The organism is endosymbiont of Acanthamoeba sp. UWC8 (assembly GCF_000730245.1).
Classification (GTDB): Bacteria; Pseudomonadota; Alphaproteobacteria; order Rickettsiales; family Midichloriaceae; genus Jidaibacter.
Window position 1 is genome coordinate 1559541 of the sequence record NZ_CP004403.1, and the last position, 13836, is coordinate 1573376.

A 13836-nucleotide genomic window follows, 5' to 3' on the forward strand; every position below is an offset into this window, starting at 1 on the left:
TAAATAAGGTAAGAATAAATAGCTACTATATATCGCTAAGTTATGGTTTTAACTGCTTAAAATTAATATTTTACGTCTTGATCTAATTTGATTAATTAACTTAAATAATTTTAAAAGATTTAAAGAGGAAGAAAATGAGACAAAGGAACCCCCGCTAAGAGAGATAGACATAGAGTTGTTAGAAGCAGCCCAAGCAGGTAAATTTGATAAAGTTAAATATCTTCATCGAGTAAAGGGTGCTGATATACATGCTCGTGATTTAGGTAGAGGAGTATTAGTTGAAGCAGCTAAAAGGGGAAATAATGAAGTAATCAATTATGTAATGCAGTCTAAATTCTATCATCCAGAACTTACCATAAAGGATATTGCGAGCTGGGCCCTTAATGCAGCGATATATGAAGGGAAAATTAGATCAGCAGAGTTATTGGTAAAATATTATAAGGTACCGGCAGAATCTAATGCTTTTAGAGCTGCTAATGAAAAAGGCTATATAGACCTATACAGAGCAATGATTGAAGTTAATAGGGAAGTTAATAAAGAAGAACAAAACAAATTAGAGTTCTATTTACTAATGGAGGCTATGGATTGTAATCAAGAGGATATAATAAAGTTATTAGTCAACGATTTTAAAGTAGGAGTTACTATACAAACTTTTGAAAATTATATAAATGAAATGAGTCCAGAGATCATAAAGGTTATTTTAGATAATGGTTTCGATATAAATTCTAAATTAACAAAAGAAAACTTTTTTCCAATTCCTGATTACCAATATAGTATACTACACAAGGTTTTATCATTTAATAAATTAATTGATTTAGCAGAGTATGTTATAAATAAAGGAGCAGATCTAAACTCACAAGATAGTGAAGGGAACACACCATTACATATTCTAATGAAGAATAACGAAATTGATATTGATAAGAGATTAAAATTAGCAAAATTATTAATTGAAAAAGGAGTGAATGTAAATGCACAGAATAATAAAGGGGATACTCCTTTGCATATATTAGTAGAGTGTAAAGAAATATCTTATCCTGACCAAAAAAAAGTAGCAGAATTTTTAATTATAGACTGTAATGCTGAGGTAGATATATTCAATAAGCTAGGGTATACTTCTTATGGTATGTGTGTTACTTCTCCAATAAGTGATGATATTATAGAAGCTTTTCTAATAGTTTATGAAAGAAAATTAGAAGAAGAAGAGAGGTTGAAAGAAACACAAGATAATAATCCAAAAGCTAAAAACATCGAAGAGCTAGATACTAATTGTGGCGAAGAAAACATAGCAAAGATAGCAGAAGAACCGAGTTATAAAGCTACATTTGTAGATAGAGTAGAAGCAAACTCTACAAGACAAGGCTTTTTTCCAAGAAAGGAACTACTTGGAAATTATATTTCTGATAAGCAGATTGCTTCATGTAATACAAAATAGGTAATTAATCTAGAAGTTATACTTTATCTAATTATCTTAACTCCATCTGCAGCTGTACTAAAAATTCTTTGTTTAAATGAATTTGCATGAGTTTGGGAATTATTTTCTTTGTTACCATCTATAAGATGTCCAAGTCCCATTTCATCCAAAGCAGTGTTAAAATCAGATTTAATGCTATCGGTGATATTAAGATAGTTCCAGAAAATATTAACTACATTATTATCAATTTTCAAAAAAAGTTTAAATCCCTCAATACATTCAGAAGAGTTATACTCATGATTATTCTCATTAATCCGATTGCTACTTACAAATAGCCTAAAAGCCATATAGTCATCGTAACGAACCATGCGTTGTAAGTATTTTGTAGAAGACATTTCAGCAATTAATTTAAAAGCTTCTATATTGCAGTTCGCCGCAACCCACCTTAACAGAGAATAATTATCTAAACAAAGTAGCTTACCGATTATATTTTTACCCATTTTTAATACTTCCTCACTATCGTCCCCATAGATTTCCTTAAGCTCTATTATTCTAGTATGCCTTGCGATATGACTCTCCCATTCTTGTCTTATCACATCATAGTGCCCATTACTAAACATTTGAGCAAAATAGTTCTTTAATGATTTCTGAGCTGGACTCGTGCTTTCAGGTTCGCGAGAAACTTTAGGTTTCTTTTTAACTCTAAGTGTTTTTCCTTCATTATCCTCAATAGATTCTGCCCAACTTACTCTTTTTTTAGAGTTAGGCTTTTCTTGATTAGTATGTTTCTCATTATTTTTCATTAGCAAAATACCTTAAAAAATTAAAGTTAGGTTATTATCGGTTATTGTTACCTTTTATCAGTTATTGTAAAATTTAAATAAATTATATAATAAATTTTAATTAAGCTTATAACTGTATTACAAAAGATACATTCTGTTTGATTTGACTACAAAAGGATTTATCATCCGAGGAATTAAGCTTAGCAGTAAACTTTCTCTCACTCGTACTTTGCCGGTCTGACTCTAAAGTGCTTTTATCTTCCCCTTTTTTCTCTTCAAGGTATTCTTTAATATCTTTGTTATCTTCTTTAGCAAGCTTATCGATAGCATCTTGTAAGTTTATTTTAAGTATTCTTACTACTTTTTGGGTCTCTCCTCCAATACTTTCAAATATATGCTCAATTGCTTCAATAGTTTGAAGAGGTTTTATACTTATAAAAAGTTTTAGTATATCGGTTGTTATTTCTCTTCGATAGTACCCTTTATTAATCTTTTCAGCGATCAAATCTATAAATTGCTCAATTACTTCATAGTTATTATGGCAAACTAATAAAAACTTACCTCTTTCCGTGGCACGGTTTATAAAGTATTCCATCAGCTCAAGGTTATCATGCTCTATTGCCCATAAGAAAGGTTTGTAATTTGTATATCCAAGTAGATGATCTACCTTTTTCGGAGTATTGAATAATATATCGACACCGGATTTAACATGATGTATACTGCCTTCTGCTAAAAGTTCCGGGATAACAACCTCTGCTATCCTCTTTTGCCCTTCCGATAACGAGCATTCTCTTCTTTTTTTTATATTACTAGCCGGATAGTTATTATCCGAATCTGAACTTGAATACTTCCTTTTCATACTGGCCTCATTTAAGTATAAGCTACATACTTATTTTTAATTATACCTTATCATTTTGCATTCGGTTTTCAAGTATATATAAACATTTTTAATATTTGTATTATTTTAAAATCAAAACAAACTATTTAACAATATTTTTTATATGTTAATAGTTATTATATTATTTATAACATTAAATTTATATATAGCTTGTGAATAAAGTGGTGTCCTTATGAAAAGATGTAAAAGTAGTGATCTTAACCCTGCTTCTTTAAAATTAAAAAAAGATAATTTAGATTATAATGAGATACTAAAGGATAAGATGGAGAATGGCAGTGAAGAAGAAATTCTCCATCTTATAAACTATGTATCATTAACACAGTTGTTAACGGTAAAAGATGATAAGCATGAAAGTAATGTTTTTTATGGGCTGTTTCACGTGGGTTCAAAGAAGTTATAATTCAAATCCTTACAACCTATTCAAGTTCATGCGATGTCTTTTTAAACCTTACACTAAAAAATGGAAGTAATGCATTTATACTTGCTGCTAAGTCCGGCCATTTGAGTTTATTGGAATATCTTTTATACATAAAACCTGAATTTATAGATTCGATTAGTGCAATAGGAATTAATGCATTTGCGTTCGCAGCTTATGAAGGGCGTTTAGAGGTAATGAAATATCTCCTAAAACTGAAACCTAAATTTATAGATTCATTAGATCAAGATGGAGATAATGTATTTATACTTGCTGCTTATGGAGGGCACTTAGAAGTAATGAAATATCTGTTGCATCTAAAACCACAATTCATTGATTCAGTGGATAAATATGGAAAAAATGCATTTCTATTTTCTGCTATTAATGGGAATTTAGATGCAATGGAATATCTCTTACAACTGAAACCTGGATTTATTGATTCAGTAAATAATGATGGACATGATGCATTTCTATTTGCTGCTTATGAAGGGTATTTAGATATAATGCAACACTTATTACAAATAAAACCTGAATTTAGAGATTTAGTGGGCAAATATGGAAAAAATGCATTTTTATTTGCTGTTATCCATGGAAAATTAGATGTAATGAAATATCTCCTGCAACTGAAACCTGGATTTATTGATTCAGTTAATAATAATGGACACAATGCTTTCTTGCTTGCTGCTATTAATGGGAAATTGGATGCAATGAAATATCTTCTACAACTGAAACCTGATTTTATTGATTCAGTAAATAATGATGGACATAATGCATTTTTATTTACTGCTATCCATGGGAAATTAGATGTAATGAAATATCTCCTGCAACTGAAACCTGAATTTATTGATTCAGTAAATAATAATGGACATAATGCTTTCTTGCGTACCGCTATAAATAGTCATTTAAATGTGATGGAATATCTCTTGCAACTAAAACCTAAATTTACAGATTCAGTGGATAAGAGTGGAAAAAATGCATTTCTACTTGCTGCTATTCATGGGAAATTAGATGTAATGAAATATCTCCTACAACTGGAACCTGAATTTATTGATTCAATTAGTGCAAAAGGGAACAATGCTTTCTTGCTTGCTGCTACAAATAATTATTTAGATATGATGGAATATCTCTTGCAACTAAATCCTGAATTTACAGATTCAGTGGATAAGAGTGGAAAAAATGCATTTCTACTTGCTGCTTATGAAGGGTATTTAGATGTAATGAAATACTTATTGCAACTAAAACCTGGATTTATAGATTCAGTAAATAATGATGGATATAATGCATTTTTATTTGCTGCTATTCATGGGAAATTAGATGTAATGAAATATCTCCTGCAACTGAAACCTGAATTTATGGATTCTTTAGATCAAGATGGAGATAATGTATTTCTACTTGCTGCTATTTATGGGGAATTAGATGTAATGAAATATCTCTTGCAACTAAAACCTGGATTTGCAGATTCAGTAGATAAAGATGGAGACAATGCATTTCTACTTGCTGCTTATGAAGGGTATTTAGATATAATGCAATACTTATTGCAACTGAAACCTGAATTTATTGATTCAGTGGATAAACGTGGAAAAAATGCATTTTTATTCGCTGCTATTAATGGGAAATTAGATGTAATGAAATATCTCTTACAACTGAAACCTGAATTTATTGATTCAGTAAATAATGATGGACATAATGCATTTATATTTGCTGCTATTAATGGGAAATTAGATGTAATAAAATATCTCCTACAACTAAAACCTGAATTTATGGATTCTTTAGGCTATGAGGAGCGTAATGCTTTTCTGGTTGCTATTATTAATGGGCATTTAGGCATTGTAGAAGAATTGCTCCAATATAGCCCTAAACTTATTAACTCGAGGGATAGGTTTGGGATTAATGCCTTTCGTGCTTCTCCTAATATTAATATTGCATTACTTCTCTTATCTTATGGTATTAATGAATTTAGACCTTCTTACGACACAAGGAATGAATGGTCAGATATTTTAGGACTCGGATGCTCTGGCGATTTTGAAAAGCTTTCTAAAGAGATTAATGATTTCGGTAGATCATTAGTTCATATGGAGGCAGTTCAAAATACATGGCTTAGTCTTCTTCCAGCTGAAATACAACATAATATAGCAAGTATTAATCTTGTTAACTTATATCCTAAAATCGGAAAGGCATTTTTGAGTGCCAGCAACGAGAAATATTTGCAGCAATTAAAGCAACGGTGTGCTAGAGAAATCGTCCGTGAATGCAGACCTATATATGCTACTCTTCCTGATAATATTGACTATATAAATGAATTAAAGCAAATACATGGCCAATTTACTGATTTGTCACATAACGATCATATAATAAAAGCATCAGAATTCATGGCAACCACAGTTTTGAAAGTATACAGCGAAGATGTAAGACCTCATGAAATACCTAACGAACTGCAAATGCAAATTAGAATTAAGCAAATTGTAAATTGGTGTGGTGCTATATTAACAAAAAAATAAGCTTGAATTCAATAGTTATGTATTCCCGGAGTTAAGAGGTGAAATTATGAAAGTAATGTACAAAACATTTATGGATCAACTTAACTATAATGTTCCGAAAGCAAAAATTACCATTGAAGAAAGTGTAAAGAGGGTGATCGACGGTATCCCAAAATCGTTTGTAGAGAAGTATAAAAAGACAAACAATACATATATTGCACATAGTTGAAGATTTATCGGGCTTGTAATGATAGTAGCCTTTTTGAAAAGATGACTGAATTATATGAACTAATATTTATTAATTATTGAGAAAGCAAGTTATAAATAAAAAAAGTTATAAGTTAAGAAATAAAACTAATACACATTGCATTTTAAACTAGTTAACCGGTAACATTTATGAAAAATAGTACAACAGTATATCGTCCATTATCAGAGCAAGGAAAAATATTTATTGAAAACAATAAGGATGCAATAAAGGCTATTCTAGCGTCATTTTCTTGGATTGAAGAAGCATATATTGAATATAACCATTGGCGCCCTATTTATTTCCTGGAAGGAAATTACAAAATGGGATATTTTCAAGGCGCTGTAGTACAGGAACAGCTTGAGAAATTTTACTTAAAACGAGAAGCTGCGTTTAATGCTATAGTACTTTCCGGAAAAAAACCAACCTCTAAACTATTCTATAATGCAGAAGAATATAAAGCCAAGGATACTGCTGAAAAAGCTAGAATTGCAGAAGAGTTGAAAAAGGCAAAAGAAGGTTTGGATGTAAATGGACGTATAGAGTTATATGAAGAAGAGGTAATACTTGCCATAAAGCAGGCATTTGTAGAGATGGCAGGTATTTTCATTGGTCAAAAACAACAAAAATTGGTTGCCGGCGAAGATAATATTATACATTTAAAATTAAGTTCTATTTCAAATAAAGAAGTAGCTAAGATAAAAGCACACTACTTCATAAAATATGATACTGATAATGAAAAATTGATTATGCATACGGATTACAATAATAAAGACGTAACCCTTACTCTAAACTTTGAAATGCTTTTCGACAAAGTACTACCGAAGCTAAGAGAGCATGTATTAAATAAATATGGTAATATTGTTAGCCCGGAAGATAGCGAACAAGTGAAAGCAATGAAGTCAATACTTGGGGATGAGGAAGTGTATAATAGTTTAATAAAAAGGGATAATATTCACAAATTCTTATTAGCTGCTAAAAATAATGATATGGAAGCAATCAAAAAACTAAATAATGATTATTGGGATATTCCATATTCTAATCCAGAAAAAGTTTATAATATCATAGAAATATTAGGTAAAGTAGGAAGTATTTTAAGGAATAATGAGCTTGAGAATAGTTTAGCATTAGAGCAGGCTGAGTATTCCTCTCCCAGGTTCAATGTTAGGGAAAAGAGTAAAGATGAAATTATCCAAGACCTTAAGCAGGCATGTAAAGATGAGAATACAATAGAAATAATATATTTACTAACTTCGCCTAATCTTAAGTTTACATGTAATACTATGCATGATTGTTTCACTTTAGCTGCTAATAATGGGCATATAAAAGTATTAGAACTGCTGCTTAAGTATACTAATAGTGCTGAAACAAATAATGAAATAAGTACATATACTTTCATTTGTGCTGCAGAAAATGGCAATATAAAGGTATTGGAACTACTGCTTAAATATATTAAGGATCCCAAAAAACGTTTAGAAGTAACGGTGACCGCTTTCACTCATGCTGCTAAAAACAGAAATATAGGGGTATTAGAATTATTATTGAGACAATGTTTAAATGATGATGAAAAAGATATGCTAATTACTTCTGCTGACTATGCGCCTTTTAGATATGCTGCAAAAAATGGCAATATAGAGGTTTTAGAATTACTGCTTAAACATACTTCTAGCCAAGAGAAGATAGATAATATGATTCATGCTCGATACGATGATAGTTTTTTTAATGCTGGTCGTATGCGCCACATTGAAGTTTTAGAGCTCTTAATAAAATATACACCAGACCATGAAAAAAGAAATGAAATGATTCATGCTCGCAACAATAAACTATTTATTAACGCTACTGCTAAAAACAAGCCTGAAGTATTAAAGTTTTTATTAAACCACACACCTGAGCAAGAAAAAAGAAATGAAATGATACATATGCGTGATGATCAAGGATTTATCAATGCTGCAAAAAATGGTCATATAGAGGTGCTAAAATTATTGCTAGATTATATCCCAGATGAACGAATAAGATATCAGATGTTTCGTGCCCAAAGTGATACTATTATAACCAGTATTGCAGAAAGTGGTAAAGTAAAAGTGTTAAATTTCTTGATTGAGAACACTCCCAATCAAGAAAAAAGAGAGGAAATAATTCACGCTCAAAATAATATAGCTTTTATCTATTCTATTCCATTATATAAAAATTTACTATTTAGAACTCTAATTTCTTCTGTTAAATTTGGTTCAATATCTGAGTTCTTAAAATATGAAATAATTCCTATTTTGAGGGAAGAAACTGATAGAAAATACATTGAAACTTATATGTGCTTGGATGGATATTTTACAATTGTACAAAAGTTGAATAATTTACATTTTGTATGTAAAAATATTTATTCATCTTTTAAAGAACAACTAGCAATTCCTCATGAAATTTCATCATATATATTCTCTATTGTAGTAGGAATTGAGAGTAGGGCTCAACTAGAGAAGATAGAAGCCATAAAGGGGGAAGTAAATGAAGAAAGTAATGTTAATGTTGGTGATGGAATTATAAGAAAGGTTAATAGTAAAGCCTTATTTATTGAAAAAATAATAAGGTATGATCAAACTCTAAATAGAGGTGTAAAAACTAGAGAGTAAGTAAATGCTGTGTGGCAGGAAATTAATAAAGAAGGGAGAAGTTTATTAACAAACTTTATAAATTAGATAAAGGCTAAAGTGACAGACTTTGATAAAAAAATTGGAAAAGATTGAAATCCTTGCTCGAGTAAGAGAGCTAGATTGTTCTGGCTCCCTACTCTAAGAACCTCGGCGTGTGAATTTCCCGACCCTAGGCTCAAGTCTTTCAACAGCCAAAGTGTTTACCGGGCAATTTGCTTAAATTATAGTAAGGTAAGGTCTCCAATATGATAGCTTTGCGTTTCGAAGCTTTGAATATTATTTTGTCTATGAATGCGTTATTTAGCTATCATTTATGAGATATATTATCAAAATAAGAATTTATATTCTTCTCAATTATATTTATATTTAGCAGGGTCTTTTTGCCATAAAGAAAGCTGCATTATTCTATTGCTTTAGCGGCAGAGCGCTTTTACCTAAAACCATATGTCTTTTTATCCGGCTAAAGCTTGTTGGAAAGTCTTCAGATATAAAGCCTGCAAGCTCTATTAGTCACTGTGGGAATAATAAAGGAAGCAGTTTTGTCACCTCTTTAATATATCCTCAGTAGGGAGTTGAGCTTAATAACTTTAAAATCAAATCTTTTTAATATTTTAAAATTCATGCTTTTTATTTTAGCTTTTTAATAAAAATTCTTTAACTGTTTATTTTATGTGCTAATGATTGTTGTATTATTTTTGTATAGTATTAGTTTTGTCTTGTCTTGTCTTGTCTTGTCTTGTCTTGTCTTGTCTTGTCTTGTCTTGTCTTGTCTTGTCTTGTCTTGTCTTACAGTTAATTTAAGGAATTAATAGAGGTACTTATGAAAAGATCTAGCCAAAATGACTTTAATCCTTCTCTTTCTAAATTAAAAAAACTGATGAGGCTTATTACGAGTTATTAAAAGATAAAATGGAAAATGGTAGTGAAGAGGAAATTTTAAACCTAATAAATTATATATCTATAGCTCCGCTGCTAGCTATAAAGGATGAGCGGCTTGGAGGCAATGTTTTTTTATGGGCTGCTTCTCGGGGATTTAAAGAAGTTATAACTCAAATTCTTAGTATTGATTCAAATATGGTCGATACTTTTTTAAGCCTAAGACTAGAAAACGGGAGCGACGCATTTTTACTTACTGCTGAATTCGGTCATTTGGAATTATTGAAAAATCTCCTTGAGCTAAAACCTGAGTTTATAGATTCAATGAATAAAGATGGATGTAATGCATTTCTAATTGCTGCTTCTAAAGGGAGATTAGATGTAATGGAATATCTCTTACAGCTGCAACCAGAATTTATTAATTCAATTAGTAGTATAAGAGGAAATAATACTTTCTTGATTGCCGCTATATATGGACATTTAGATGTGATAAAATACCTCTTACAACTGAAACCTGAGTTTATTAATTCATCAAATAAAAATGAAAGTAATGCTTTCTTACTTGCTGCTTGGAATGGAAACTTAGATGTGATGAGATATCTCCTTGAGCTAAAACCTGAGTTCATAGATTCAGTAGATAAAGATGGAGACAATGTATTTTTATATGCTACTTTTAAAGGTCACTTAGATGTAGTGAAATATCTCTTAGAGCTTAAATCTAAGTTTATAGATTCAGTAGATAAAGATAGAAGCAATGTACTTTTAATTGCTTCATTGGGTGGCAGCTTGAATATGGTAAAATATTTCTTCGAGCTTAAACCTGAGTTTATAGATTCAGTAGATAAAGATGAAGATAATGCTTTCTTACTTGCTGCTAGGAATGGAAATTTAGATGTAATGAAATATCTATTACCTCTGAAACCGGAATTTATTAACTCAATTAATGCAAAAGGCAATAATGCTTTCTTGGTTGCTTCTATACATGGTCATTTAGATGTAATAAAATATCTTTTACAAATAAAACCTGAATCCATAGATTCATTAAATAAAGCTGAAGATAATGCTTTCTTACTTGCTGTTCGGCATAGGAAATTAGATATAATGAAATATCTCTTACAGCTAAAGCCCGAGTTTATGGAATCAGTAGATAAATACGGGTATAATGCATTTCTATTTGCTGTTGTAGGGGGGCATTTAGATGTAATAAAAGATCTTTTTCAACTAAAACCAGAATTTATTAATTCAATTAGTAGTATAAGAGGAAATAATGCTTTCTTAATCACCGCTAAATATGGTCATCTAGATGTAATAAAATATCTCCTTGAGCTAAAACCTGAATTTATTAATTCAGTTAATGCAGAAGGGAATAATGCATTTTGGATTGCCGCAATATATGGTCGTTTAGATCTTATTGAATACCTCTTGCAATTAAAGCCTTCGTTTATAGATTCAATAGATAAATGTGGGTATAATGCATTTCTATTTGCTGCTTTAAAAGGCCACTTAAATGTAATAAAATGTCTTTTTCAAGTGAAACCGGAACTTATTAACTCAATTAATGCAAGAGGGAATAATGCTTTTCTGATTGCTGCTATACGTGGTCATTTTGATGTTATGAAACACATCTTACAGCTGAAACCGGAACTTATTAACTCAATTAATGCAAAAGGAAATAATGCTTTCTTGCTTGCCGTTATACATGGTCGTCCAGATATTATGGAATATATCTTACATCTGAAACCTGAGTTTATAGATTCATTAAATAAATATGAACATAATGCTTTTTTCCTTGCTATTTTGAATGGGAAATTAGATGTAATGAAAGAGCTCTTACAACTGAAACCGGAATTTGTAGATTTACTAGATAAAGAAGGAAATAATGCTTTTCTAATTGCAGCTACAAGTGGGCATCTGGAAATAATAAAGATATTGTTACAACATAGGCCTGAGTTTATAAATTCCATAGATAATTGGAAACGTAATGCTTTTATGATTGCTGTTGGCAACGGGCACTTAAGCACAGCTGAAGAAATACTCCAACATAATTCTAAGCTTATTAACTCGAGAGACGAATTTGGTATAAATGCCTTCTGGGCTAACCCTGATGTTAAAACCGCACTACTTCTTTTATCCTACGGTATCAAAGAATTCAAACCTTACTTAAAAATACGGCAAGATTGGTTAAAAACAATGGAGCTTAGATATATCAGTGCTTTTGAAAAGCTTACTAAAGAGGTTGATGACTTTGGTAAGTCATTAGTTCATATGGAGACAGCCCAAAATACATGGCTTAATCTTCTTCCTGCTGAAATACAACTCAATATAGCAAGTATTAACCTCCTTAAGTCATATCCTAAAATCGGGTACGCATTTTTAAATGTAAATAATGAGAAATATTTACAGCAATTGAGACAACGATGTGCTAGGAATATCACCCGAGAATACAGCCCTATATATACTAATCTTCCTGATAATATTGACTATATAAATGAATTAAAGCAAATATATGGCCAATTTACCAATTTGGCGTGTAGAGATCATATAGTGAAAGCATTAGAGTTCATATCAATCACAGTTATGAAGGTATATAGCGAAGATGTAAGACCTCATGAAATACCCAGCGAACAGCAAATGCAAACTAGAATTAAGCAAATTGTAAATTGGTGTGGTCCTATATTACAAAAAAATCAGCTTGAATTCAGCAGTTATGTATTTCCTGAATTAAGAGGTGAAATTATGAGAGTCATGTATAAAACACTTATTGATCAACTTAATCATAATGCTCCGAAAGCTAAGATTGCCATTGAAGAAAGCGTGAAGAGAGTGATACACAGTATACCTAAATCATTTGTTGAGAAGTATACAAAGATAAGTAATGGTTCTAATATGGTTGCAGAAAGTGAAAGTCTTTGGAGAAACCATTAAAGCAATTAATATATTTATAATGGTAATTAAGACTTATAAGTATAATTACTTAGCTCAGCTCTTTCATTTAGAACTTTATCTTGATTGAAGTTACCCTCTTCAACTATGCCAGCTGCAATTTTAGTCCCTATGGGTGGGTTAACATCCGAGATATGGTTAGGTAGTTCAGGTAAATCAAATCTATCTTTTAATATAGTTGCTGGCAACAAGTTTCTTTTGTTATCTTATCTCAAAATCATTACTTAATTTGCCTGTATATGGGTCAAGCTCATAGCCTTTGCGGCTATAGGCATAAATTTTACCAGCTTCTTTGTTAAACCCAACGCCACCAAAAGACTGATCATAAATGACTTTTTCACCTGTATATTTATCTATATAATAAGGCTTTTCTATATACCATAATATATTACCATTCAAATCATAACACCAGATACTGCGGTCACTATCAAGTTCAGGAAATTTAGCCTGTAAATGATCTTTACTAAACCCAACTATAACTCTATCATCCATAATAACTGCACTATAAACAGTACATGGGAACAGCACTTCTTTATCATGCACTAAAAATCTATCGGAATATGGGGCAAAGCCTTTTATCATTTTATCTCCCTTCCTTGGCTAAACCAATCTAATTTAGCTTCTTTCATAAAGTAAAACTGAGTACCCATACCTTTGCCTCCGAAGTTCCCCTCTTCAACTATACCAGCTGCAATTTTAGCCCCTATGGGTGGGTTAACATCCGAAATATGGTTAGGCAGTTCAGGTAAATCAAATCTATCTTCTAATATAGTTGCTGGCAGCAAATTTCCTTTGTTATCTTATCTCAAAATCATTACTTAATTTGCCTGTATATGGGTCAAGCTCATACCCCCTTCTGCTATAGGCATAAACTTTACCGGTTGTGGGATTACATCCAACAACATCAACAGGCTGATCATAAATAACTTTTTCACCTGTATATTTATCTATATAATAAGGCTTTTCTACATACCATAGTATATTACCATTTAGGTCATAACACCAAATACTGCGGTCACTATCAAAAGAAGGAAAAATTTCTTTTAAGTGATCGTCTTGAAAACTAACAATAACCCTATCATCCATAATAATAGCGCTATACACCATACTTGGAAATTTCATTAATTTATTATAAACTAAAAATT

General features: G+C 31.0%; 12 protein-coding genes. 6 read left to right on the plus strand and 6 right to left on the minus strand.

Features of this window, described 5'->3' with window-relative positions; genetic code table 11:
- The first annotated feature begins 175 nt into the window (after positions 1–175).
- Entirely contained in the window at positions 176–1432 is a 1257-nt protein-coding gene (locus tag I862_RS07480) for an ankyrin repeat domain-containing protein (RefSeq protein ID WP_038540753.1), read from the plus strand.
- A gap of 23 nt (positions 1433–1455) precedes the next feature.
- Here I862_RS07480 and I862_RS07485 read toward each other — a convergent pair whose 3' ends face one another.
- Both I862_RS07485 and I862_RS07490 read right to left on the minus strand, forming a co-directional pair.
- Complete coding sequence (locus I862_RS07485) at positions 1456–2220, minus strand: hypothetical protein (protein WP_148299515.1); 765 nt, start codon at positions 2218–2220, stop codon at positions 1456–1458.
- 100 nt (positions 2221–2320) lie between these two features.
- Positions 2321–3052 (minus strand): hypothetical protein, encoded by a 732-nt coding sequence (locus I862_RS07490; RefSeq protein ID WP_038540758.1) that lies wholly within the window; start codon positions 3050–3052, stop codon positions 2321–2323.
- A gap of 211 nt (positions 3053–3263) precedes the next feature.
- Here I862_RS07490 and I862_RS07495 point away from each other — a divergent pair, with 211 nt between their 5' ends.
- From I862_RS07495 to I862_RS07510, 5 genes are all read left to right on the plus strand, one after another.
- Positions 3264–3491: a hypothetical protein gene (locus tag I862_RS07495; RefSeq protein WP_038540759.1), complete on the plus strand. Its 228-nt coding sequence runs from the start codon at positions 3264–3266 to the stop codon at positions 3489–3491.
- Between the two features lie 5 nt (positions 3492–3496).
- Positions 3497–6004 carry an ankyrin repeat domain-containing protein gene (locus I862_RS07500; RefSeq protein ID WP_324604788.1) on the plus strand — a complete coding sequence of 836 codons (2508 nt, stop codon included), beginning with the start codon at positions 3497–3499 and terminating at the stop codon, positions 6002–6004.
- Positions 6005–6050: 46 nt separating this feature from the next.
- Positions 6051–6212: a hypothetical protein gene (locus I862_RS08465; RefSeq protein ID WP_158499301.1), complete on the plus strand. Its 162-nt coding sequence runs from the start codon at positions 6051–6053 to the stop codon at positions 6210–6212.
- 167 nt (positions 6213–6379) lie between these two features.
- Positions 6380–8851 carry an ankyrin repeat domain-containing protein gene (locus I862_RS07505; protein ID WP_038540765.1) on the plus strand — a complete coding sequence of 824 codons (2472 nt, stop codon included), beginning with the start codon at positions 6380–6382 and terminating at the stop codon, positions 8849–8851.
- Between the two features lie 930 nt (positions 8852–9781).
- Positions 9782–12673: an ankyrin repeat domain-containing protein gene (locus tag I862_RS07510; protein WP_038540770.1), complete on the plus strand. Its 2892-nt coding sequence runs from the start codon at positions 9782–9784 to the stop codon at positions 12671–12673.
- A gap of 26 nt (positions 12674–12699) precedes the next feature.
- Here I862_RS07510 and I862_RS07515 read toward each other — a convergent pair whose 3' ends face one another.
- The 4 genes from I862_RS07515 to I862_RS07530 are packed head-to-tail and all read right to left on the minus strand — an operon-like array spanning position 12700 to position 13777.
- Positions 12700–12879, minus strand: a complete 180-nt coding sequence (locus I862_RS07515; protein WP_038540773.1) for a hypothetical protein — start codon at positions 12877–12879, stop codon at positions 12700–12702.
- A 13-nt stretch (positions 12880–12892) separates the two neighbouring features.
- Entirely contained in the window at positions 12893–13273 is a 381-nt protein-coding gene (locus tag I862_RS07520) for a hypothetical protein (protein WP_038540776.1), read from the minus strand.
- Positions 13270–13476 carry a hypothetical protein gene (locus I862_RS07525; RefSeq protein WP_038540780.1) on the minus strand — a complete coding sequence of 69 codons (207 nt, stop codon included), beginning with the start codon at positions 13474–13476 and terminating at the stop codon, positions 13270–13272. Before I862_RS07525 ends, I862_RS07520 begins: the two co-directional genes overlap by 4 nt.
- Positions 13477–13486: 10 nt before the next feature.
- Complete coding sequence (locus tag I862_RS07530; RefSeq protein WP_148299516.1) at positions 13487–13777, minus strand: hypothetical protein; 291 nt, start codon at positions 13775–13777, stop codon at positions 13487–13489.
- Positions 13778–13836: the final 59 nt, after the last annotated feature.